This is a genomic window from Candidatus Thiothrix sulfatifontis (assembly GCA_022828425.1).
In the GTDB taxonomy this organism is placed as follows: domain Bacteria; phylum Pseudomonadota; class Gammaproteobacteria; order Thiotrichales; family Thiotrichaceae; genus Thiothrix; species Thiothrix sulfatifontis.
This window is the reverse complement of the sequence record CP094685.1, coordinates 2671583-2695631: the sequence shown is the minus strand read 5'-3', so window position 1 is coordinate 2695631 and position 24049 is coordinate 2671583. Positions and strand designations below refer to the sequence as shown.

At 49.3% G+C, this 24049-nt stretch carries 23 protein-coding genes; 11 read left to right on the top strand and 12 right to left on the bottom strand.

What is annotated here, in order from left to right:
- Nucleotides 1-3 precede the first annotated feature (3 nt).
- The 6 genes from L3K52_13365 to L3K52_13340 all read left to right on the top strand — a co-directional run bounded on the left by L3K52_13365 (nucleotide 4) and on the right by L3K52_13340 (nucleotide 4580).
- Entirely contained in the window at nucleotides 4-1200 is a 1197-nt protein-coding gene (locus tag L3K52_13365) for an EAL domain-containing protein (GenBank protein ID UOG91186.1), read from the top strand.
- A 77-nt stretch (nucleotides 1201-1277) separates the two neighbouring features.
- Nucleotides 1278-1748, top strand: a complete 471-nt coding sequence (locus L3K52_13360) for an FxsA family protein (protein UOG91185.1) — start codon at nucleotides 1278-1280, stop codon at nucleotides 1746-1748.
- Nucleotides 1749-1846: 98 nt separating this feature from the next.
- On the top strand, nucleotides 1847-2137 hold the full coding sequence (groES, locus tag L3K52_13355) for a co-chaperone GroES (GenBank protein ID UOG91184.1): 291 nt from the start codon (nucleotides 1847-1849) through the stop codon (nucleotides 2135-2137).
- A 15-nt stretch (nucleotides 2138-2152) separates the two neighbouring features.
- Nucleotides 2153-3793: a chaperonin GroEL gene (gene groL, locus L3K52_13350; protein ID UOG91183.1), complete on the top strand. Its 1641-nt coding sequence runs from the start codon at nucleotides 2153-2155 to the stop codon at nucleotides 3791-3793.
- A 161-nt stretch (nucleotides 3794-3954) separates the two neighbouring features.
- Complete coding sequence (locus tag L3K52_13345) at nucleotides 3955-4182, top strand: antitoxin (protein UOG91182.1); 228 nt, start codon at nucleotides 3955-3957, stop codon at nucleotides 4180-4182.
- Nucleotides 4182-4580 carry a type II toxin-antitoxin system VapC family toxin gene (locus L3K52_13340; GenBank protein UOG91181.1) on the top strand — a complete coding sequence of 133 codons (399 nt, stop codon included), beginning with the start codon at nucleotides 4182-4184 and terminating at the stop codon, nucleotides 4578-4580. Before L3K52_13345 ends, L3K52_13340 begins: the two co-directional genes overlap by 1 nt.
- Here the strand turns inward: L3K52_13340 and L3K52_13335 are convergent.
- From L3K52_13335 to L3K52_13310, 6 genes are all read right to left on the bottom strand, one after another.
- Nucleotides 4557-5279 carry a hypothetical protein gene (locus L3K52_13335; GenBank protein ID UOG91180.1) on the bottom strand — a complete coding sequence of 241 codons (723 nt, stop codon included), beginning with the start codon at nucleotides 5277-5279 and terminating at the stop codon, nucleotides 4557-4559. The genes L3K52_13340 and L3K52_13335 overlap by 24 nt on opposite strands.
- Nucleotides 5280-5305: 26 nt before the next feature.
- Nucleotides 5306-7540, bottom strand: a complete 2235-nt coding sequence (locus tag L3K52_13330) for a DarT ssDNA thymidine ADP-ribosyltransferase family protein (GenBank protein ID UOG91179.1) — start codon at nucleotides 7538-7540, stop codon at nucleotides 5306-5308.
- The gene (locus L3K52_13325; protein ID UOG91178.1) at nucleotides 7521-8192 is read right to left on the bottom strand and encodes a hypothetical protein; all 672 of its coding nucleotides are present in this window, start codon (nucleotides 8190-8192) and stop codon (nucleotides 7521-7523) included. The genes L3K52_13330 and L3K52_13325 overlap by 20 nt, the downstream gene beginning before the upstream one ends.
- Nucleotides 8193-8231: 39 nt before the next feature.
- The gene (locus L3K52_13320; GenBank protein ID UOG94007.1) at nucleotides 8232-8609 is read right to left on the bottom strand and encodes a transposase family protein; all 378 of its coding nucleotides are present in this window, start codon (nucleotides 8607-8609) and stop codon (nucleotides 8232-8234) included.
- Nucleotides 8597-9142: a transposase gene (locus tag L3K52_13315; protein ID UOG91177.1), complete on the bottom strand. Its 546-nt coding sequence runs from the start codon at nucleotides 9140-9142 to the stop codon at nucleotides 8597-8599. Before L3K52_13315 ends, L3K52_13320 begins: the two co-directional genes overlap by 13 nt.
- Before the next feature lie 98 nt (nucleotides 9143-9240).
- Nucleotides 9241-9522, bottom strand: coding sequence for a hypothetical protein (locus L3K52_13310; protein ID UOG91176.1), 282 nt, complete (start codon nucleotides 9520-9522; stop codon nucleotides 9241-9243).
- Between the two features lie 235 nt (nucleotides 9523-9757).
- Here L3K52_13310 and L3K52_13305 point away from each other — a divergent pair, with 235 nt between their 5' ends.
- Nucleotides 9758-10921 (top strand): ATP-binding protein, encoded by a 1164-nt coding sequence (locus L3K52_13305; protein UOG91175.1) that lies wholly within the window; start codon nucleotides 9758-9760, stop codon nucleotides 10919-10921.
- A 5-nt stretch (nucleotides 10922-10926) separates the two neighbouring features.
- On the opposite strand, the gene L3K52_13300 is transcribed toward L3K52_13305, so the two are convergent.
- Genes L3K52_13300 through L3K52_13285 form a run of 4 tightly spaced genes read right to left on the bottom strand, consistent with a single transcriptional unit; the run spans nucleotide 10927 to nucleotide 14831 of the window.
- Complete coding sequence (locus tag L3K52_13300) at nucleotides 10927-11853, bottom strand: 2OG-Fe(II) oxygenase (protein UOG91174.1); 927 nt, start codon at nucleotides 11851-11853, stop codon at nucleotides 10927-10929.
- Nucleotides 11853-12980, bottom strand: coding sequence for an FAD-dependent oxidoreductase (locus L3K52_13295; protein UOG91173.1), 1128 nt, complete (start codon nucleotides 12978-12980; stop codon nucleotides 11853-11855). Before L3K52_13295 ends, L3K52_13300 begins: the two co-directional genes overlap by 1 nt.
- Before the next feature lie 28 nt (nucleotides 12981-13008).
- Nucleotides 13009-14394, bottom strand: coding sequence for a cysteine--tRNA ligase (cysS, locus tag L3K52_13290; GenBank protein ID UOG91172.1), 1386 nt, complete (start codon nucleotides 14392-14394; stop codon nucleotides 13009-13011).
- A gap of 17 nt (nucleotides 14395-14411) precedes the next feature.
- Entirely contained in the window at nucleotides 14412-14831 is a 420-nt protein-coding gene (locus L3K52_13285) for an OsmC family protein (GenBank protein UOG91171.1), read from the bottom strand.
- A gap of 201 nt (nucleotides 14832-15032) precedes the next feature.
- Between L3K52_13285 and pta the strand changes: the two genes are divergently transcribed.
- The 3 genes from pta to L3K52_13270 are packed head-to-tail and all read left to right on the top strand — an operon-like array spanning nucleotide 15033 to nucleotide 19442.
- On the top strand, nucleotides 15033-17123 hold the full coding sequence (gene pta, locus L3K52_13280) for a phosphate acetyltransferase (protein ID UOG91170.1): 2091 nt from the start codon (nucleotides 15033-15035) through the stop codon (nucleotides 17121-17123).
- Nucleotides 17120-18262, top strand: a complete 1143-nt coding sequence (locus L3K52_13275) for an acetate kinase (protein UOG91169.1) — start codon at nucleotides 17120-17122, stop codon at nucleotides 18260-18262. The genes pta and L3K52_13275 overlap by 4 nt, the downstream gene beginning before the upstream one ends.
- Nucleotides 18204-19442: an FGGY-family carbohydrate kinase gene (locus L3K52_13270; protein UOG91168.1), complete on the top strand. Its 1239-nt coding sequence runs from the start codon at nucleotides 18204-18206 to the stop codon at nucleotides 19440-19442. The genes L3K52_13275 and L3K52_13270 overlap by 59 nt, the downstream gene beginning before the upstream one ends.
- Here the strand turns inward: L3K52_13270 and L3K52_13265 are convergent.
- On the bottom strand, nucleotides 19439-20821 hold the full coding sequence (locus L3K52_13265) for a VWA-like domain-containing protein (protein UOG91167.1): 1383 nt from the start codon (nucleotides 20819-20821) through the stop codon (nucleotides 19439-19441). The genes L3K52_13270 and L3K52_13265 overlap by 4 nt on opposite strands.
- Nucleotides 20822-20883: 62 nt before the next feature.
- Nucleotides 20884-22077, bottom strand: a complete 1194-nt coding sequence (locus L3K52_13260) for a S8 family serine peptidase (protein UOG91166.1) — start codon at nucleotides 22075-22077, stop codon at nucleotides 20884-20886.
- Between the two features lie 139 nt (nucleotides 22078-22216).
- On the opposite strand from L3K52_13260, the gene uvrC reads away from it, so the two are divergent.
- Nucleotides 22217-24049 (top strand): excinuclease ABC subunit UvrC, encoded by a 1833-nt coding sequence (gene uvrC, locus L3K52_13255; GenBank protein UOG91165.1) that lies wholly within the window; start codon nucleotides 22217-22219, stop codon nucleotides 24047-24049.

Genomic DNA, 24049 nt, shown 5'->3' with positions numbered 1-24049 from the left:
TTTGTGTATAAAGAGATGCATTTAGCCGGGGATGAATTGCTGAAACAGGTTGCGCAAATCTTCCGGCGCTCAGTTCGGGTTTCCGATAAAGTGGCGCGTATTGGTGGGGATGAATTCGCTGTATTTTTAGAGGGTTGCGGCTTGGAAAAAGGCCGTAGCATTATGGAGTCTATCTTAACCGAATTGCGCAATTTTCGCTTTAGTTGGGAAGGTAAGGTCTTTTCGATTGGTGCCAGCGTTGGCTTAATCGAGTTTATGCCATCTTCCAATTTGCAGATTAAGCAGTTGTTTTCTGATGCTGATAAGGCGTGTTACACCGCTAAGGCCTTGGGGCGTAACCAAGTGTTTGTTCATGAAGAAGAGAAGCGTGAACAAATGTCTAACCAGCGGGTGCATGATTGGAGCAAATTGTTAAAAGATGCCTTGCGCGAAGACCGCTTCATTCTGTTTGCGCAGCCGGTGATGCCGTTGCATTCCGAGCGTAATCAAAGTTTTCGCCAATACGAAATTTTGTTGCGTTTGCCATTTCGCCAAGCCTTATTGAATCCGGGTAGCTTTTTGCCGGTTGCTGATCGTTTGGATTTAATGACCAGTATTGACCGTTGGATTATCCGTAAATCATTGGAAATGTTGGCAGGTTGCCGCAGTGATAACGTTCACGGTTCCCCCTGCATGGAAACGCGCTTGATGATCAATTTATCCGGTCAGTCGGTGCAAGATGCGCGTTTATTTCCGTATGTGGAACAACAGATCAAACAGTTTGGGATTGACCCCGGCATGATTTGCTTTGAGATTTCCGAATCCGTCGCCATCAGTAATTTTGTCCACGCCAAACGGGTGATGAATGCCTTGCACAGTTTGGGTTGCCATTTGGTGCTCGATGATTTCGGCAGCGGCTTCTCGTCACTCAGTTATTTACGCGAATTGCCGCTCAGTTATCTCAAAATTGACGGTAATTTTGTCCACAATTTGGTATCCAGCCCCGTCGATGCGGCGATGGTGAAAGCGGTGCACGAAGTGGGGCAGGTGATGAACTTATTAACGATTGCGGAACTGGTGGAAGATGGCGAAACCTTGGTGCGTTTGCGTCAAATCGGCGTCGACTTCGCGCAAGGCTATTACTGTGGACGTCCGATTCCTTTGGTGCAATTGCGTGAACGTATTCACAATGAGCAAGCGCTCAACGCGAAAGCTGCCTGATTTGGTGGGGTTGCCTTGAAAATACCCTGTTCAGACCGATATAGTTGAAATTATTAGTTTGAATGGAATCTTGTGTCATGCGTCGCTTCCCCGTGTTTTCTGTGCTGTTTTTGGTGATTCCATTCATTGAGCTGTGGTTGCTCATCAAAGTCGGCAGTGCCATTGGCGCACTGGCGACGATTCTGCTGTTAATCCTTTCTGGCTTCTTGGGGATGTATTTATTGCGTCACCAAGGGCTATCCACGCTGGCAAAATTCCAACGCGATGTGCAAGCGGGGCAACGCCCGGCTAAGTCCTTGCTGGAAGGCATGATGATGTTGCTGGGTGGTTTGCTGTTCATTATCCCCGGCTTTTTCACCGATATAATAGGGTTAATCTTATTATTACCCCCCACGCGCTACCTACTGGTGAAGTTCTTGCTGAAGAACGGTGTCGTGTCCGTCGGCGGCTATCAACCCACGTCCGCACCCCGTTCTTCCGGCGCTGACATCGAAGGCGAAGTCATTCGCCGTACCGATGATACAAAAAATTCACTCGACCGCCCTTGACTTTGCCCTAGCCATCCCTATTATTAGCACTCACTAGCCTTGAGTGCTAACAACAACCCTAATGTCCTAATCCGATTGGTTTGAGGAGAATACTGACCATGAATATCCGTCCATTGCATGACCGCGTTGTAGTACGCCGTATGGAAGAAGAGCGCAAAACTGCCAGCGGCATCATCATCCCTGACAATGCTACTGAAAAGCCTGATCGCGGCGAAGTCCTCGCGGTAGGCCCTGGCAAAGTAGGCGATGACAATGAGCGCGTTGCGCTGCAAGTTAAAGTCGGTGACAAAGTTCTGTTCGGTAAATACGCCGGTACAACAGTGAAAATCGACGGTGATGAAGTTCTCATCATGCGTGAAGAAGACCTGCTGGCAATTATCGAAGGCTAATAAGAGGATTATAAAATGAGTGCTAAAGAAGTACGTTTTGGTGATGACGCTCGCGTTCGCATGGTTCGCGGCATTAATGTTCTGGCAAACGCTGTAAAAGTTACTCTTGGCCCTAAGGGTCGTAACGTTGTGCTGGAAAAATCGTTCGGCGCACCGACTGTGACCAAAGACGGCGTTTCTGTTGCCAAAGAAATCGAACTGGAAGACAAGTTCGAGAACATGGGCGCACAACTGGTTAAAGAAGTTTCAAGCAAGACTTCTGACGCAGCAGGTGACGGCACAACAACGGCAACCGTGTTGGCGCAAGCTATCGTGCGTGAAGGCATGAAGTCTGTGACCGCTGGCATGAACCCAATGGATCTGAAGCGCGGTATCGACAAAGCAGTCATCGCTGCGGTTGCTGAACTGCACAAGATGTCTAAGCCTTGCGCAGACACCAATGCCATTGCCCAAGTCGGTAGCATTTCTGCTAACTCTGACGATGCTATCGGCAACATCATTGCTACCGCAATGGACAAAGTTGGCAAAGAAGGCGTCATCACCGTTGAAGAAGGCTCAGGTCTGGACAACGAACTGGACGTGGTTGAAGGTATGCAGTTCGACCGTGGCTACCTGTCCCCGTACTTTGTGAACAATCAACAAAGCATGTCGGCTGAACTGGAAAGCCCGTTCGTACTGTTGTACGACAAGAAAATTTCCAACATCCGTGAACTGCTGCCAGCCCTCGAAGGCGCTGCTAAAGCAGGCAAACCACTGATGATCATCGCGGAAGACATCGAAGGCGAAGCGCTGGCGACACTGGTGGTGAACAACATCCGTGGTATCGTTAAAGTGGCAGCGGTTAAAGCACCGGGCTTTGGCGACCGTCGTAAAGCCATGTTGCAAGATATCGCTATCCTGACCGGCGGTACTGTGATTTCTGAAGAAGTCGGTTTGGCGTTGGATAAAGTCACGCTGGACGATCTGGGTCAAGCGAAACGCATCAATATCACCAAAGACAACACCACCATCATTGATGGCGCGGGTTCTCCTGATGACATCAAGGCGCGTGTTGACCAAGTGCGTTCACAAATCGAAACCACTTCATCCGATTACGACCGTGAAAAACTGCAAGAGCGCGTTGCCAAATTGGCTGGCGGCGTTGCGGTCATCAAGGTCGGTGCTGCTACCGAAATCGAGATGAAAGAAAAGAAAGCTCGCGTTGAAGATGCCCTGCACGCTACCCGTGCTGCGGTTGAAGAAGGCGTTGTTCCTGGCGGTGGTGTTGCACTGGTACGTGCGCTGCAAGCGATTGCAGACCTGAAAGGTGACAACCATGAGCAAGACGTAGGTATCCAAATCGCTATGCGTGCGATGGAAGAGCCACTGCGCCAAATCTGCGCTAACGCTGGTGATGAGCCATCCGTTATCCTGAACGCGGTAAAAGCGGGCGAAGGTAACTACGGTTACAACGCACGTACTTCCGAGTACGGCGATATGATCGCAATGGGTATCCTTGACCCAACTAAAGTTACCCGTACTGCCTTGCAGAACGCGGCATCTGTTTCTGGCTTGATCATCACGACCGAAGCAATGGTCGCTGAAATGCCGAAGAAAGATGGCGGCGCTGCAATGCCTGATATGGGCGGCATGGGTGGTATGGGCGGCATGATGTAATCCTTGCGGATTACTTCCCCCCATCCCCGACCCTTCCCCCGCAAGGGGTGAAGGGAGGAAGAAGCCCCGCTGGTCGGGGTTTTCTTTTGTGGGTAATGCTTGAGTTCATGCGCTAAAAAGTCTATATTTTTGGTATATACTTTTTAATGAGGAGGCGCGTGATGCAAACAGCAAAAATCTTTCAGAATGGGCGTTCGCAAGCCATTCGTTTACCCAAAGCCTTTCGGTTGTCGGGTACTGAAGTCAAAATTTCCCGCGATGGCAATCGCATTATCCTTGAACCGCTAGAGCAATCTTGGGACGATTGGCTGCTTGCCATCGAACAGTTTTCAGACGATTTCATGGCGCAAGGGCGTGACCAGCCTGCCGTGCAAGAGCGGGAGTGGTGATGAAGTACTTGCTGGATACCAATATTTGTATTTACCTCATCAAGGAAAAACCACCAGAAGTGTTGATGCGTTTTACGGCATTGAAACCAGCACAAGTGTTCATTTCAGCCGTTACGGTGTTTGAATTGTATTATGGCGTTGAAAATAGTCAGGCTCACAAACGCAACTTGACCGCGTTGGAAAAATTCCTGCGCCCGATGACTGTCCTCGATTTTACCCCTGAAGACGCAAAACAAGCTGCACGGATTCGTGCCGACCTTAAACGCAAAGGTACACCGATTGGGGCTTATGATCTGCAAATTGCCGCGACAGCGTTAGCCAATGGCTTGACGGTCGTGACCAATAACACTGATGAGTTTCAGCGGGTTGTTGGGTTAAGGCTGGAGAATTGGGTTTAGTGGCAGTCCTGCTTGAACACTTTCGTCTTGCCGTGCGTTGCTGACTACGGCTTTTGTTACAACCTCAAGAAAGGCAGATTTTGATGAAGTTGCGTAATCAAGTAAATTGCGACGTTGCAAAGATACAAAAAGTGCAACAGAATATGCCTGACAGTTAATTGATCGCTCTGGATTGAACTCAATGTCCGTAAATGCAGAGTAGTCACGTATTTGATCTGCATAGGTTGGTTGCTTCTTTAGTGCGTTTATGTAAAGCCAATCGTAGAAGGCAGTCAATGGTTCGAGTTCCCAATTAACACCAAAAAATCTGAAACCTACAAGCCTTCCAGATTCTTGTATTCTGGGGTCTTTCTTGGCTTCTATGGATGTTTTTTCTAAGATGTCCAAAAATGGGCCGCCATGCTCAAAAACTTTGCTGCTTTGATATGCTGATTCAACACTGAATGTTCTATTGAATTTTACTGTACTGATCATTAAGTTGAATGCGCTGAGGGCAACTCCGATAGGTTCACGTGACTTGCTAGAAATTTCTAACATTTTGGTTATGTCAGGTAACTGCATAGCTGACGTATGTAGCGAGTCAATAGATTTTTGTTTTTGACTAACGGCCATGCCAGGAAACCACTGAAATTCAACATATTGAGTGGTAACAAGTATATCACCCTCAATCGTTGAAATATAAATTGGACGTTTAGCCATAAATTGCTATTTCCTGTTCGGTTAAATCAAGAAGATCGGCGTGCATAACTGCGTGATGCGAATAAGCCTTTACTGTCAGCATGAATCCATGTCTTGCGATCACCAATGACATCAATAAACTTTTCTTTCGTGGCAGATGAGTTAAATACTACACCTGCGATTAGCTGTGGTTCAATGAGATCAAAGACAAGAATTTCAGCTTGGACATCAGTTGGATCGAAGCTCTTCAGGTTCTGTTCTGTCCGTGATGTTGCTTCTTGTATCTCATCGAACAGTTCTAAGAGTGACTGCGATGTTTTTAGAGCTTCTATTGGTTGGCTACTAATTTTAGCATCAGCAGCATTGTGTTTGCAGAATGCACAATCTTTATCCCATAAAATAGATTGTTGAAGCACAAGTACGACCCATTCTTGTTCTTGGTTTTCCATGCGGTACTTGTAGAACATTTTGCTGTTTGGGTGTCCTATTGATATTGACGTGGCATCTTTATGACCGTCTAGACGAAGTTTATCGTTTCTATAAATGACATTATCATCTTCTTTGTTAAGTTCATCAAGACGATCTAGCGGATAAATGCCATTTTTTATAATTGAATCAAGATTTTTAGCGTTAGTAAAGTGAACTAAGTATGTAATTTTTAATTTCTCTGAAATTTCGCGAATTTCTTTTTTGCGTATAGTTTTTTCAAAGTTATAGGGGTTGTCTTCCTTTATGATATTTTCAAAGTACTTATAAACTTCAAAACCATCAGATGATAATGGTGAGTACTTTGATCCTAGATGGACTTTTAACTGTCTTATATCAAGATTGTTAAGATTTAAAAGATTTTTCATTTCAATCGGAAAATCTTCTATCGGATTGCCACTCAATGACAAAGTTTGTAGCTCTCTAAGCTCCCCAATTTCTTTTGGAAGATTGGAAATCAAATTATCATCTAAGTCAAGTCGAATCAAACCGCTAATCTTGCAAATTTCACTAGGTATTTCAGTGACTTGATTGTCATTAAGACAAATTGCTTGTAGATTTTTTAGTTTTCCGATTGATGATGGTAGTTTCGATATGTTACACGATGGTAAATGCAAGTATTCCAACTCGATCAATTCAGATTTATTCCGAGGAAATCCTGTTTGTCGATACACTAGCGAGTCAAATGGTTGTAATTTCGGTAATTTATATTTTTCTGCCCAAAAGATTAACTCATTAAACCATTCATTATCATCACCTGCATATTCAAGTTCTTTCTGTCTCTCTGCTTCTTCAATCATATTGAAGATTTTTTTATCACATTGTTTTCCACTAATGGCATTAAGCAGTTGCAAACCTGAAATACCAATTAAGTTTGAAATATAATTTGTTAACCTGACAGCTTCAGTTACTTTGCCTGCCATTGTAATTGGATATTGATTCATTCCGTTTGCGCTTAAAATAAGCATTTCAAGAATTTCTTGGTCTTTGATGATTTTTTTAAGATGTTCATACTTTCTAATGCCTAATGATTGATCCATTTGGCTGTCAATTTTGTATTTATTATTATTAATCAAGGAACTAGAAAGATTAGTAAGAATTTTTGTTCTTACTAGTAGCATTTTCTTTGGCTCTCTACTGAAGCAGCAAAGAACGCTTTTCATCAGAAAAAATGCTTCTGCCGTATTAGGATTATCTTTTATATTGAGGTATTCAGAACTTTGAAAGCCGATGCTTAGCACAAAAGATCTGTGGTCTCCACCAAGATCGTGCAATTCCTTCATTTCTTCTAGACAAAAATATCGAACAAGCTCTTTGTCGTTATGTAATTTTTTTGTTAGTTCTTCTGCCCATCGTTTAGTGAAATTCTCAATTCCGTCAGTCACTAATTTATTTCTTATTGCATCGCCGTTCTCTTTGTTTATAACCATCAATGGTGCTATCGCATTCATGTTCTGATTCAATGCGCTGAGGTGCATTTTTACGGATGGCGACGGGCTTGTCATCTCCATTTGAAGGGCATGTGCGTAGTCGTCCCATGCATCGAGATACCGTTCTTGGTATTGATATGATGCACCTCTATTGATGAAGGGTGCTGGGTATATGTCTAAAACTGCAATCGAGCGAGTGAAAAGCTCTATCGCCTTGTCGTGTTGATTCGCGGATGCACTTTTGATTCCTTGGAGAAAAAGTTCTTCTCCTTCTGCTGATTTCGTATTGTACCTATTTATAATTTTTTTTATTAAGTTAAACATGGCTTTTTCAGTGTGACCAATATTAATTCCATTTAATTTCATCCCTTAGTATTGATCCTTTATAAAGCAGGTCTGCTTTATAAATTGCATAGCCAAAATTCTCTTGAATTTCAAAAGAAAATGCTTCTTTATGGGACAGTTTGTTATCTACAGATATTGGTTTTAGAGCAATAACAGGAGAGCCTTCTGCTTTAACGGAAGTATAAATAATGCCATCTACGCTATTTCCATCTAAAAATAGTGATGCAAGGATGGAAGTTATAATATATAATCTTTCAGATTCTTTTCTTCTTAGTATGTCTGAAAAAAAAGCATCACTTAGTTGAAATGCAGTAAAAACATATTGATCAAGCTTTTTTTCTGAATATTCGTATACAGACTTAAAATATGCATATGTGTCTTCTGACAAAAAAGAAGGTTTTATTTCTTTTCTGATGTAATCATATATTCCAATATAATTAACATTAACTTCACTCGTAGTTATTGATGTAAGAATATTAATTTTCTCGTTTTTAAGCGCATTAATTTCTGAAAAAGCAATATTAAATCCACCATAATCATCATTAAAATAAATACAGCCATAATAAATAGCATCTCCACCTTTATTGAGTCTGCCTCTAGGTGCTACTATGCCAGAGTTATATGGGATATATGAAAGTCTGCTAACTTTATCAAAGCATGGCTTATTAGACATTATCTATAAATAATTTTTATCTAAAAGTTTTTAAAACTTTCAATAGATGGGATTTCTCATGGAGTTTCTCAGGTTGTGTAGTCCGCAAGCAATTTCCATAATCTGGTCATCAAAGTCATCTTTTAAATTACGGTACACATCTTTCAGGCATCGGCAGCGTTTAATACCACTGATGATATGTTCAACGACTACCCTGCGGGCAGAAATTTGACGGTTTTCTTCTTTTTCTTGCGGGGTCAGGCATTTATTCCGTGGCTTCTTTTTTGGCTCAATGACGGTGACACCTTTTCCCATGTCAGCCCCCTTGAAGCCTAAATCACGTAAAATCACAGAACCCTCCGGTAATCGGGTCTGCTCCTCATCGGCAATTTTCTTGTCATGCTTCTTGCCTGAGTGGGTATTCCCTAAGTATTTGATATGTCTGTCAGCACAGCCAACGATGACATTGTTTTTAACCGTATGGGATTTTTTTTACCACTATAGTATTCACGCTGGACATCATTATCCACGGGGCGCTGGATTCTCCGCTCTGTTCCGTCAATAACCAATTCCTGTTGCCCTTCTTCTGCTAGCCGTCCCATTAATTCTGAGCATAGTCGAATGGGCTTATGTCCCATCTTATCCAATGCACTTTGTAATACCGGGCATAAGCGGTGTATCCAGTGGTTTGCCACACTTTGGGGAAGATCAAATGAATGCGCCAGCACTTCTTGTAAAGGATAGGTCTTCAGGTAAAACAGAATGAAAAACAGTTTGTCTTCTATTAATGCCAGTTTCCCATCAGAACGACCCCGCGTCTCATCAACACGTTTGCCCCGTGCGTGTAGGTCAGTTTGGTAAGCTGCGCTGAACAGTTCGAGCAAACCCAAAAACTCCTTGACGTTGAGACTGGTCATGGCAACAAATGCCTTTTCATTGGATTTCAATGCGTTAAAGCTGTACTCCGCCATGCCGTTAGTCCCTACTCTAGGCTATTATTACTGTTAGGAATTTACGCTCTGGATGTGCATTTTGCCATTTATAATTATTATCTATATATTTTAGTTTTTTATAGATAATGTCTATTATCTAAACGATCAAATTTGACTGCTCTAAGTATTTTAGTATCAATGCTGAGTGGAATATCAAGTGTTATTGTATAGTAACCAACCAAATGATCTAGAAGTGCAACAATTCTTTCTTCACTTAAAATTAATTTCCCATCAATAAAATCATTTAGTTGATTGATTATTGTTGATGCAAATTGAGCATGATAAAAAGCTTTATGGTTAATTGTAGAAGCTTTAGTATCAATAAGGCTTTTAATTTTCTGATCTAATTTATTACTCATATTTGGGTGGATTGCCTATCAAGGGGTTAATTATTATCCTTAAAAAAGACGCTCTGTCATTTTCGGCAATTCTACTGATAAATTTTATGCATTGATACATCTTCCCGACGAGTGAGAAGCGACATGACCAATCCGTCACAAAGGTACACTGCCGGAATGCCAATGATTTCGGGGTTTTCTTTTGTCTGCCAGAACTGCATACTTGGCTAATCAGGAATTTAGATTGTGATTAGCCATGATTAAGCGTAACGCTGCGGATTTATTGAAGAAATTGGCTGTGGGTTTCCCTGTGGTGTCGATTACTGGGCCACGTCAGAGCGGTAAAACGACCTTGGCGCAGCATTGTTTTGCGGAAAAACCTTACGTCACGCTGGAAGACCCTGATACCCGCGACTATGCCTTGCATGATCCGCGTAGCTTTCTGGCGCAGTTTCCTGATGGTGCGATTCTGGATGAAGTTCAACGTTGCCCCGATTTGTTTTCCTACCTGCAAGGCATTGTTGACCGCGATGGACGTATGGGCTTGTTTATCCTGACAGGTTCGCAGCAGTTCAGTTTGAAAGAGGGGATCAGCCAATCGTTGGCAGGACGGGTCGGCATGGTGCATTTATTGCCCTTGGCTCAGGATGAATTGCTGGCAGCGGGGGATTTGCCGACGACGTTGGATGAATTTCTCTACAAAGGTGCGTACCCGCCGATTTATACCCGCCCGGTGGAGGCGTTCCAATGGTATGCCAACTATGTCAGCACCTATCTGGAGCGGGATGTGCGGCAATTGATCAATGTGCAGGATTTGGCCTTGTTCCAGCGTTTTTTGCGGGTATGCGCCCATCACGTTGGGCAATTGGTCAACCTGACGCAGATTGCGAATGATTGCGGCATTTCCCAGAAAACGGTGGAGGCGTGGCTGTCGGTGCTGGAAGCGAGTTATCTGGTGGTGCGTTTGCAGCCCTGGTATCGCAATTTCAACAAGCGTCTGGTGAAAACGCCGAAACTGTATTTTTATGATACTGGCTTGGTGTGCTGGTTGTTGGGTATTCGTGAGGTCGAACAGGTGAAGTTTCATGCTATGCGCGGCGCATTGTTTGAAAATCTGGTGATCAGCGAATGCCATAAACACCTGTTTAATCAGGGCGAACACCCCGAAATCTGGTTCTGGCGTGACCGTAGCGGGCATGAAGTGGATATGGTGCTGGAACGTGGCGGGAAATTTCGCGCCGTCGAAGTCAAATCCGGTCAAACCCTGAGCCAAGACCAGTTCAAAGGCTTGCAGTTTTGGCAGGAATTGACGGGCAACGCAGGCAAAACCTTGTTGGTCTACGGCGGGGAACAGGCGCAACAGCGAACAGTGGCACAAGTTGTACCTTGGCGGAATCTAGCGGAATTGTGTGGCAACTAACTCCATTACTGAAAGCAAAGCTGCCAAGTCGATAACAAGCGTGTAAACCTTTCCCTTCCCGCCAGTTCACCCCGCAAGATTTCCCAGCGAGCCAAATCAAACGAATCCCGATACAAATACGCCACCCAGTCCGCCAGTCGCACCGCTGCATAAGTTTCCGCATCGTGCGTAGCGCCGCCATCCAACCCTGCACTGTACTGGTAGCCACTCACAACCGTTGCCGCATCATAGCCCCAACGATGCAGTGCAATCGCCGCCGTCCCTGCCCGATATGTCACTTCTTCCGGCAATCGTGCTTCGGCATCGGCAGCAATCGGGTCGAGTGCTGCGGGTAATTCCGAGAAATGCAGGTTGGCAAACAAGGCTTGAATGTGCGCCTCAAGTTCAGGTGTATTCGCGACATGCCAGAAATTGAAGACCACAGTTTGGCGTGGCTGAGTCACTTCGGTGACACCATGATAAGACTTCGGGTGCAGCAAAAACCCAAAGGCTTTGTTGTGTTCAGGGTTAACCTTGAAGACGGCTTCGCCCTCTGGTGAGGCAAATAATTCCAGCACCCCGCCATGTTCAGCTTGCCAGTGCTGATTGAGTTGCACGACCAATCGCGCAATTTCATAGCCCAATAAAGGGCGGTCGCTGTGGATACCGATGACGTGTCCGGGCAGCATCCGTTGCGCCGTGACAATGAAACGCTCCACGAGTGGTAATCCGGTAATTTCACGCATTCGCGCAAGTATGTCGGCATGAAACCTTGCTGGAATCGCGTCGGTAACGTCGCGCAACGAACAACGGTAAAACGCCCCATCCCGATGCTGCCACTCACTTTCTTGCAAAAAAAGCCGCTCAAGCACCGCGCACTGTTCCTCAGAAAAGGCGGCATCCACAGCAAAAAACGGGAAGGGGTAAGCGTGGTGCTTGGGTTGCAAGAGCATCAACGATACTGACGCAAATACCACCATTCAAACCCGCGCTTCATCCAGTGGAACACGCGGGATGCAGGCAGCACCAGTGAACGCTTTTCTGTCCGTGAAATCAGCATTCCTTTATTGACCGAATCGACAATACACACCAACTCGATTTTGAAGGTGGCGTCAGCAGCTGTGTTGTTCAATTCGCCGAGCAGGTTTTTCGCCGCCGCTTCAGCTTGCAAATCCGCCATGTGCGCTTGCTTCGGCATCCAGTCGGGGCCGGGAAAACTGCCGGAATCGCCTGCTACATAAACCTTGTCCCAGCCTTCGACCTTGCAATGCTTATCGGCTTTGAGCAAACCGCCCGCAGAACGGGGCAGGGTGGTGTTATCGAACCATAGGTTGCCGGTCATTCCCGGCATGAACAGGATCAAGTCAGCGTTGAATTCGCCACCTTCTGTCGTCACTTTCTCGGCGCTGAAACTTTTCATCTTGTGACCAAGGTGCGTTTCGATTTCACGCTTGCCCATTTCGGACAACAAGCCGGACATGGCTTTGGGGCCAAGGCGATTACCCGGTTGTGGGGCAGGGCTGAAAAATACCAGATGGAATTTATCGCGGCGGTTTTGCTGGCGTAGCAAGGTATCAATGCCGAACAGGAACTCGAACATCGGCCCGCCACGCATCGCGCTAGGCTCATTCGGATTGCCTGCAAACCCGATAGCGATCGTGCCGCTCTGCATTTCTTTTAGGCGATCACGGATTTTTTCAGCCGCGCTAATGCCTTCACACGGGGTGATGGCGTGTTCAATCCCCGGCAATTTTTTGAGGAAGCGCCCGCCAGAGCCAATAATTAAACCGTCGTTAGCAATGTCGCCAGTGTCGGTTTCGACAATTCGCCCGCCATCACGCAGCCCCGTGACATTGCCTTGGTGGAACTTAACGTTCATGCGCTGGAAAAAATTACCTAGCGGTATGGTTAAATCGTCACGGGTACGTAAGCCATTCGGAATCCAGATAATTCCCGGCAGGTAATGCAATTCTGCCAGTGGTGCAACCAGCGTAATTTCAGCATTGCGGTCGTGTTTGCGTAATTCACGCACAGCACTCAGAGCGGCAAAACCCGCCCCGATAATCGTAATTTTTTTCATAGTCATTCCATAGTATTTGGCGGGGTTCTTACGCGCGTTTCCAAGTAGTGCCGCCCGCACTATCTTCCAGAATCACGCCTTGGGCTTTGAGTTCGTCACGGATACGGTCAGATTCTGCCCATTGTTTGGCTTTGCGGGCATCTAAGCGTTGTTGAATGAGGGCTTCGATGCTGGCTTCATCCAAACCATCGGCAGTGCTACTGCCTTTGAACCAGCTTTCGGGGTCATCCTGCAATAAGCCTAGCGTATTACCCAGACGTTGCAATAATGCTCCCAAACTTGCCGCAGTCGCGTCACTTTGGGTTTTGCGAATGCGGTTAATGTCGCTGGCTAGTTCAAACAGCACCGCAAGCGCTTCCGGGGTGTTGAAATCATCATCCATTGCTGCGATGAAACGTTTTTCGTAGTCGGTATACGCCGCAGGCAAGGATTCCGGCAAGCCGCGCATCGCAGTATACAAGCGTGACAGCGAGGCGTGTGCTGCATCTAACTGATCCGTGCCGTAATTCAACTGGCTGCGGTAATGGCTGTTGAGGATGAAAAAGCGAATATCCGCTGCTTTGTATTCACGCAACACTTCGCGGATGGTGAAAAAATTACCCAATGATTTGGACATTTTCTCATCATTGACGCGGATAAAGCCGTTATGCATCCAGTAATTGACGTGTTTGTGACCGATGCAGCCTTCGCTTTGCGCGATTTCATTTTCATGGTGCGGGAACTGCAAATCGCTGCCGCCGCCATGAATGTCGAAATGATCACCCAGCAATTTCTGCGACATGGCAGAACATTCGATGTGCCAGCCGGGGCGACCTTGCCCCCACGGTGCATCCCATGCCGGTTCGCCGGGTTTCACGGCTTTCCACAGCACGAAATCGAGCGGATCGTCTTTTACCTCGTCTACCGCCACCCGTTCGCCCGCGCGTAATTCGTCCAGCTTGCGCCCGGAAAGTTTGCCGTAGCCGTCAAATTTCGAGACATCGTAATACACGTCGCCGTTTTTGCCTTGATACGCCATGCCTTTGTCGAGCAAAGTTTGAATCATCGCCAGCATTTCGGGGACATTGCCGGTGGCTCGCGGTTCCGAAGTCGGGCGGCGTACATTGAGCGCGTCTTCGTCTTCGTGCATCGCGTCGATGAAACGTTGGGTCAACGCCTCAATCGGCTCATTATTGTCGGCAGCGCGTTTGATGATCTTGTCATCAATGTCGGTAATATTGCGCACATAATCAACCGCGTAACCACTGGCTTTGAGGTAACGGTATACCGTGTCGAACACCACCATGACCCGTGCATGACCGAGGTGACAATAGTCATACACCGTCATGCCGCACACGTACATGCGTACTTGCTGTGGTTCGATGGGTTTGAAGACTTCTTTCTGGCGGGTCAGGCTATTGTAAATGTGCAACATGAGGGTTCTTCAACAAGTTAATCAATCAATTTAGTCAGGATACTAGCACCATTGCTCAAGGTTTTGTGTACCGGACAACGGTCGGCAATATCCAGTAAGCGTTCGCGTTGGTCAGCGGTTAAATCCCCTAGCAGTTGGATGTCACGCTCAAATACGCTTTGTTTATTAGCATCACGGCTATGGCGCAGCGTGACGATAACGTTTTCGACCGGCCATTTTTTGCGTTCGGCATACATGCGAATTGTCATCGCGGTGCAAGCGCCAAGCGCGGCTTTGAGGTATTGATAGGGTGCCGCGCCAAGGTCATCACCGCCGAGAGGCACGGGTTCGTCGGCAACCATTTGGTGCTTGCCTGCATTAATGTCACAGGTGTAGGTGCCTGTGGTGTCACGCAAATTGACGATGACGGTGTGAGGGTCTTTGGGTTGTGCGTCCATGGGTTTCCTTGCTCTGAGACTGTAAAGGAATGGTAGCGGAAAGGTAGGCGGGCTGCCAGCTTGTCGCGTTATTCAGCGCGTAAACAGTAAAATTACATCGCTTAACCAACCCTTCATGAAACCGCATTGGCGCTGCTTCGTGAATTGCTTTATGATGATTGTTGCAATGCACAAAATTAGCGGAATTCCAAGGGGTACAGCGTGTTTCACAGCATCTACATCGCCGGGGCAGAACCCCATAGCGGCAAATCTATCATCGTTTTGGGGATGATGGAAATGCTCCGTGCCATGACACCTAAAGTGGGTTTTTTTCGCCCGGTCATTCCCGAAAATAACGGCAATGACCCGCTGATTCACCTGATTTCCAAGCGTTACGGGCTGGATATGGTCGGCAGCGAACTCTACGGCTGTACCGAAGACGTTGCCCGCAAAATGGTGGCGGAAGGCAATCACGATGAACTCCTCAAACTGATCCTCGCCAAATACCGCGCCGTACAAGAAAAAATGGACATTGTGGTGTGCGCCGGAACGGATTTCAGCGGTGCAAGCACGGCGCTGGAGCTGGATTTCAACGCCAGTCTCGCCAATCACTTTGGCTGCTTGTTCATGCCGATTGTCAAAGGCCAAGGGCGCACTGCCAGTGAAATTGCTGATGCAGTGCGAATGCTGGAAGAGCACTTGGCTACAGGATTGCATTGTGAATTGCTGGCTGCTTTTGCCAACCGTGTACCGCCTACTGAAGTCAACGAGCTGTCTGCATTATTGCAAGGGTCGCGTTTCCCGTTTTACATCCTGCCTGAAAAAAGCTCGTTGGAACGCCCGACCGTGGGTGAAATTGCGCGTGCGCTGCATTTCGATTGCCTCTACGGTACGCCAGATTCGCTGAACCACGAAGTGTCGCGCTACAAAGTGGCGGCGATGCAGGTGCAAGATTTCCTTGGACATCTGGAAAATTGCACGCTGATTATTACCCCCGGCGACCGTTCTGACATTATTCTTGGCAGTCTGGCGGCGGATGCCTCCAGCAATTACCCGATGATTGCGGGGCTGGTGTTGACGGGCGGGCAACAACCCGCGCCACAAGTCAGCAAGCTGCTGGAGGGCATGGACGCGTTGCGTTTGCCGATTTTGTCTTCACCGCTGGATACTTTCGAGACGGCACTCAAAGTGAACGAAGTGGAGGGCAGCATTCTACCTTCTGACGAGCGCAAGATCGCGGTGGCGCTAGGCTTGATGGAATCGTGCGTGGATATGCACCAGTTGCGCCAATTGATTATTGAGAATGTGGGGCAACGCATGACCCCGCTAATGTTTGAATACGAACTGATCCAGCGTGCCAAAACGCAGCGCAAGCACATTGTGTTGCCAGAAAGTAACGACGAGCGCGTGTTGCGAGCGGCGGAAATCCTGTCCTTACGTGATGTGGTGACAGTGAGTTTGCTGGGGGTTGAAGCTGAAGTACGTGCCAAAGCCGCGCATTTGGGGCTGAAATTGCGTGATGTGGCGATTATTGATCCGCGTCAATCGCCGTTGCGCCGCGAGTTTGCCGATGCGTATTTCGAGTTACGCAAACACAAGTGTCTCGCCCCGGAATTTGCGTGGGATACGATGGCGGATGTGAGTTATTTCGGCACAATGATGGTGCAGTTGGGCTATGCCGATGGGATGGTGTCCGGTGCGGCGCATACCACCCAGCACACGATTCGTCCTGCATTTGAAATCATTAAAACCAAACCGGGTTGTTCCTTGGTTTCCAGCGTGTTTTTCATGTGCTTGGAAGATCGGGTACTGGTGTATGGCGATTGCGCAGTCAACCCCAATCCGAATGCTGAACAGCTCGCCGATATTGCGGTAACGTCTGCTGACACGGCGCGGATGTTTGGGATTGAGCCACGCACGGCGTTGCTGTCGTATTCGTCGGGCGAATCCGGCAAAGGTGATGATGTGGAAATGGTGCGCACGGCGGTGCAGCTTGCTCATGCGCGTCGCCCTGAGCTGAAACTCGATGGCCCGATGCAATACGACGCGGCAGTGGATGCTGAAGTGGGCAGTTCCAAAATGCCGAATAGCGACGTGGCGGGCAAAGCGACTGTGTTTATTTTCCCCGATCTGAATACCGGCAATAACACCTACAAAGCGGTGCAACGTTCCGCGAATGCGGTCGCGATTGGCCCAGTCTTACAAGGTTTGAACAAGCCCGTGAACGACCTTAGCCGTGGCTGTACGGTGACGGATATTGTGAATACGGTGGTGATTACCGCGATTCAGGCGCAACAGGAGAGTGCTGCATGAAAATAATATTGGTGCTGAATGCGGGCAGTTCGTCACTTAAATACCAAGTGTTTGACATGGAAAACCAGCAGGTGCTGGTCGGCGGTTTGCTGGATCGTATTGGTGAGGCAGGCGCTGAAATGGCCTCGCATCAAGAAGCGCTGGCGCGGATTATGCTGCATTTGCAGGCAGCAGGCATTACTGAGATTGACGCGATTGGTCATCGCGTGGTGCACGGTGGCGAACACTTTAAGCAGCCTGCGCTAATTGATGCGGCGGTGGTGGAGGCTATCCGCGCCATGATTCCGTTAGCACCGCTGCACAATCCGGCGAATTTAGCGGGGATTGAAGTGGCGCAACGCTTGTTTCCAAGCGTGCCGCAGGTGGCGGTATTTGATACCGCGTTTCACCAAACCATGCCGCCGGTGGCGTTCCGTTATGCGGTGCCAGTTGAGCTGTATCGGGAACACAAGGTGCGGCGTTATGGCTTTCATGGCACGTCGCACCATTACGTGGCGCAACAAGCGGCAGCGTATTTGCAACGCGATTTGGCTGACCTCAACCTGATCACCTTGCATTTGGGGAATGGTTGCAGTGCGACGGCGATTGCTAAGGGTAAAAGCGTCGATACCTCAATGGGCATGACCCCGATGGAAGGCTTGGTGATGGGGACACGCTGCGGCGATATTGACCCTGCCTTGCATTTTTACTTGCAACGCGAAACGGGTTTGTCGCCGGATGCGGTGGAAAGCCTGTTCAATAAGAAAAGCGGTTTGAAAGGCTTGTGTGGCGTAGGTGATATGCGCGAAGTGCAGGCGCTGGCGGATACCGGCGACACCGATGCGCAATTGGCTGAGGCGATGTTTGCGTATCGGGTGAAAAAATACATCGGCGCGTACAGTGCGGTGTTGGGGCAGGTCGATGCGGTGATTTTCACCGGCGGGATTGGCGAGCATTCGGCACGCATTCGGGCGCAAGTGTGTGCCAATTTGCAGGTATTCGGCGTACACCCCGACCTTGCTAAAAATGCGGCGCACACGGCGGGCATTCTGGCATTTCAGCAGGAAACTGCTACCCTCAAACTTTTGGTGATCCCGACCAATGAGGAGCTTGAAATTGCCCGCAGTACCGCTCAACAGTTGTTTTTACGCCGGTCTTGATTTAGGCACATCCGGTTGTCGCTTGATCGCTATTGATGGCAATCAGGCGGTGCGAGCGGAGGCGCGGGTGATTTATCCTGCTGATGCGGAGCAATCACCGGCATTGTGGTGGGATGCTGTGCAGCAAGTCATGGCTGAAATTCCTGAAACTATCCGCGCTAATCTGCAAGGGATTGCGGTGGATGGTACGTCTGGCACGATTTTGTTGGCGGATGCTGACGGCAATCCGACTACGCCTGCGTTGATGTATAACGATGCACGGGCATTGGAACAATCGCGCCGGATTGCCGCCGTTGCGCCGCGTGCGAGTGGGGCGCATGGCGCAACCAGCAGCCTCGCTAAACTGTTGTGGTTGCTGGAACATTACCCTGATAAACCGCACGCTTATGCCTTGCACCAAGCGGATTGGATTGCGGGTAAGTTGGCGGGACAATTCGGTTTCAGTGATGAAAACAATTGTTTGAAGCTGGGCTATGATCCGGTAAAGCGCGAATGGCCTGCATGGGTGAAAAGTTTAGTGCCAGAACATTTGTTGCCAACGGTGTATGTGCCGGGACAGAGGGTAGGGGGGGGCATTATTCACGCCGGAACCACGGACAGCATCGCCGCGTTTATCGCGACGGGGGCAAGTGAATTAGGCGATGCGGTAACGTCGCTGGGTAGCACGATTGCCCTGAAAATCATCAGCGACAAGCCTATCTTTGCACCCGAATTTGGCATTTACAGCCATCGTTTAGGCGATAAGTGGTTGGCAGGTGGGGCATCTAACAGCGGTGGAGCGGTATTGTTGCAGCATTTTTCCCGCGATGATTTGCAGCGTTTGACCCCGCTACTCAGACCCGAAATCCCCACAGGATTGGACTATTACCCACTGACAAAAGCGGGGGAACGCTTCCCTCATGCTGATCCACAATGGCAGCCCCGCTTAACCCCGCGTCCGGCGGATGATGTGCAGTTTCTGCAAGCGATGCTTGAAGGCATGAGCCGGATTGAACACGCAGGTTGGCAACGTTTGCATGAGTTGGGTGCGCCTTACCCGAAAAACTTGCGCACGGTTGGTGGTGGCAGTCGCAATCCGGCATGGATGCAAATGCGGGCAAGGCTGATCGGCGTGCCGCTGCTGCCTTCCACGCATGATGAAGCGGCGTTTGGTGCAGCATTATTGGCGTGTGCTGCTTAATTCAACTGTACCCGCGTCCCCCACGGCACGGGCGACTTGCCTTTCACCAACCAAATCACCGGATAATTGGGTTGCACTTTGGGGAAATACCCCTGCGCATCGGTGAAATACACCAAAATATCCGGTTGTCGATCTTGGGTTTGCACCCATTCAAACACCGGGCGGAAATCGGTCGAGCCGCCACCGGGCATGGCTTGCGGCAAGGTCGCTTCCTCCCACGGTTCAAAACGGCGCGGAAAACCTTCCACCACTTCGGAATCACACGCCAGTAACGTGACGGCAGCGCGAACTTGCCCTTTGATGGCGTTGATTTCCGATAAACAGTCCTGCAATTCCTTGTCATTCACCGAGCCACTCACGTCCAGCGCGACCACCGCATTGATTTGGTAGCTTTTGAGTGTCGGGAAAATTGCAGGATCGCCCCGGCGCGAGGAGGGGCGGGCGTAGCTGTAGTCGTCGCGTGCCACCGCCGTCATGTAGTGTGCCAGCAAGGTGCGCCAAGGCAAGCGCGGTTGCAGCAATTCTTCCACCAAGCGTTTCATGACACCGCTGAGTTTTCCAGCTTGTTGCGCTTGTTGGGCGGCTCCGGCAAGGCGTTGTTGCCATTGCACGCTGAGATCTTCGGCTTCTTGTTGGTTTAACGGCGGGGGAGGTGGTTCTCCGTCTTCACTGGGTTCGTCGGGGGATTGTTGTTGGGTGTTGCCGTCACCTTCGCTGGCATCTTGTGGTTGGGATTCGGCTTCGCCGGATTCGCCCGCGTCTTGTTGATCAGGCTGTTGCGACGGGGTGTCGGTGTCGGGTTCGGTGTCCGTGTCGGATTCTTCGGGGGTGTCGTCCGCGTTGGTCGGGTTGTCTTGTTTGTCGCGGTTATCCAGCGGGTTTTCGCTTGTGTCGCTGCTGCCTTCCGACGGGTTGGTTTCCTTGTCGTAAAGGTGCTGATCCATCGTTTCGGTCATGTCGTTGTCGTCGAGGAGCGGGTAAATCTCCTCGGCGCTCATGCCGACGTATTCGCGCATCATGATCATGCCGGGTGGCGGTTTCAGCCCGTCGGCAATCAGAATGGGGTTGATGGCATAATCGCACGCCAAATCCCAGCGGTGTTTGACGCGGTGGGCGCGGCGGGCGAAATGTGACAGGGCGCAGTGCAGGGCTTCGTGTGCCAACACAAATTGCGCTTCGTCGGTGCGCAATTCCTGCACGTATTCGGGGTTGTAATAAAACTTACGCGCATCCGTGCCGGTGGTGGGACACCATGCGGGGTTGGCAACCTGTAACGGCAGGCGCAGCACTAATGCACCCAGAAACGGTTTATCCAAAATCAGTTTGGTGCGGGCGGCGACCAGTTTGTTTTCGACGGCTTTGAGATCAATATCAGGCATGGTGACAGCTTATTGACGAAAACTTCGATGGTAAAACGCGCCGCGCACGGGTGCAAATGGGCTTAGTTCAGCGGGGCTTGCACAATGCCCGTGCCTACGTCGTCTTCTTCACTCTTGGGGGCAAGTGATGCGTAAGTGCCACTGGCGACTAATTGTGCCATTAGGCTTGGGTTTTCGACGCGCCCGGTCATTTCCAGTTGGCGTTGCGCCCAGAGTACCGCGATACCTGCGGCGTGCGGGGTCGCCATGCTGGTGCCATCCATGCTGGTGAGTTTGGTGCTACCGGCTTCAGCGGAGAGAATTTCAACACCGGGAGCCGCAATATCGGCCTGATTGTTTGAAAATTCAGCAATAACAAAGCCCTTGTCTGATTCACCGAGAGCGCCGACGGCAATAATGCCGGTGCCTGCGGCGGGTGGCGCGACTGAAATTTCATACTTGGGGCGCATACTTTCGTTACCGGAGGCGGCAACAATAATCGCACCTTGCCCAAAGCTGCCGTATGCCTGCACAAAGCTGGCGAGTTCGGTGAAAAGATTAACGTTAGCCCGGTATTCTTCCAATGCCATTGACGTGGCTGGGTTTACGTGCATTCCTTCGGTTTTGACCAGCCAATCGACGTAACCGGGAAAGTCGATCCCGACCGACATCGACATGACGTGTGCGCCTTCGTGCAATGCCCATTGAATCGCTTTGGCAAGCGTGGCGGAAGTGCCACCGCCTTCGCCCAACACTTTGCCAATGAGGGCGCGTTCGATATGACGTGCGATACCGATGCGCGTGCCATTCACATCCTGCCCGAAAATCGTCCCAGCACAATGCGTGCCGTGACCATCAAGATCGTTGGGGTCTTCCTTGGTAAAGTTTTGCTGGAGCAAGTTCACGCCTGCAAACGCGGGGTGATGAGGGTCGATGCCGCTATCCAACACCGCGACGGTCACGCCCGTGCCATCAAAACGCGATTCGTGGGCGCGTACTGCTTTGACACCCCATGTGATTGTGGGGTCTGCGGGGGGCGGTGTTACTGTGTCGGCCATTTGGCGTTTGACCGGGGCGATGAGTTTCAGTGGCATGGGCAGGGCAATCGCACGGGTGCGCGGATCACGGCGTAAATCGTTGCGTTCGCGTTTGGTCAGGTCGGCTTCTTCCATTTTCATGGTGGCGACCCCGGTGCTCGCGCTGCGCATCCCCATGCCGCCACGTGTGGGTGAAAAGACTTCCCGGCTACGCAGAATAATGTATTTTTCGGTGCTCATCTTGATTTCCCCGTTTACGATAAAAGTAAGGCAGAATACTGGTAACTATAGTCGGCTTTGCGCCTGTAATCCCGCAATTTTTATACAGCTTGATTAACTTCAACAGCAACTTCCGGCGTGCTGTGGCAAAATAGCCACTATGCAAACCAACCCCCCGAATTTTGATCCGCAAGACTTTCTCAAGACCGCCCCGCACAAGCCGGGCGTGTACCGGATGCTGGGCAAAGATGGCACGGTGCTTTACGTCGGCAAAGCCAAAGACCTAAAAAATCGCCTCTCCAGTTACTTTCGCGGCACACTGACCAATTCGCGTATTTTTGCGATGGTCAAGCAAATTTGTAACGTGGAAATCGCCATCACCAACACCGAAGCCGAAGCGCTGTTGTTGGAAAGCAACCTGATTAAACAGCATTCGCCGCGCTACAATATTTTGCTGAAGGACGGCAAAGGCTACCCTTACATCCACATCACGGCAGGCGCCTACCCGCGCATTGAATTTTATCGCGGTTCGCGCAAGCAGCCTGGGCAATATTTTGGCCCTTACCCCAGCGTAGGGGCGGTGCGTCAAACCATGCATTTAATGAAAAAATTGTTCAAAGCGCGGCAGTGTGAAGACAGTTATTTCGCCAACCGTTCGCGCCCGTGTTTGGAATACCAAATCAAGCGTTGCAGCGGGCCTTGTGTTGGTATGATTGACAAGCACGACTACGACCAAAGCATTCGTCACGCGGTGCAATTCCTGCAAGGGCGCACCCAAGAAGTGATTGACGAGCTGGTGCAGAAAATGGAAAGCGCCGCGCAGGTACTGAATTTCGAGAAAGCCGCTGAACACCGCGATTTGATCGAAAGTTTGCGGCATATTTCCCAGCAACAATACGTCAGCGGCGGCAACGGGAATGTGGATGTGGTGTCGATTTGCTTGGGGTCAGGCGTTGCCAGCGTGCAGGTATTCACGGTACGCAATGGTAACAATCTCGGCAACCGCAACTTTTTCCCCAAATTGCCCGACGGCGAGGCTGCCAGTGCAGAAATTCTCAGCTCATTTTTGGCACAGTATTATTTGGGTCATGACGTACCGGGTGAAATTCTGGTGTCAGAATTGCCTGATGACGCTGATGTTTTAGCCGATATGCTCACCCTAAAGCAAGGACGCAAAGTATTGATTCGCCAACCGCAACGCGGCGAACGCAGTAAATGGGTGGAATTAGCGCAACGCAACGCTGAACAAGCCCTGCAAATGCAAATACTTTCCAAAGCTGGAATGCAACAACGCCTTTTCGCCCTCAAGGAAGCGCTAGGCATGAGTGAATTGCCCGCCCGCATGGAATGTTTCGATATTAGCCACACGATGGGCGAAGCCACGGTCGCGTCTTGTGTGGTGTTTGATCTGAATGGGCCACTCAAAGCGGAATATCGGCGGTATAATATTGACGGTATTCAACCCGGTGATGATTACGCGGCAATGCATCAAGCACTGACGCGTCGGTTTCGTCGCGCGGTTGAGCAAGCCGGTAAACGGCCTGATATTCTGTTTATTGATGGCGGCAAAGGTCAGGTATCGCAAGCTTTGGCGGTGTTGCGCGAATTAAACGTGACGGGCGTGGATGTTGTCGGCGTGGCGAAAGGCGAGGGGCGCAAACCGGGGTTGGAAACTTTGATTATTGAGCAAGGCAGCGAGCGTTTGGCATTGCCTGAGCATTCGGCGGCCTTGCACTTGATTCAACAAATTCGCGATGAAGCCCACCGTTTCGCGATTACCGGGCATCGGGCACGGCGGCAAAAAGCGCGTACCCAATCGCCATTGGAGCAAATTGCCGGTTTGGGTGCAAAGCGGCGGCAAGTATTGCTGCAACAATTTGGTGGCTTGAAAGCGATTGAACGCGCCAGTACAGAAGAGTTGGCAAAAGTATCGGGGATTAGCCCGGCATTGGCGCGTAAAATTTACGATTTCTTTAACGGAGAAGAGAGTTGA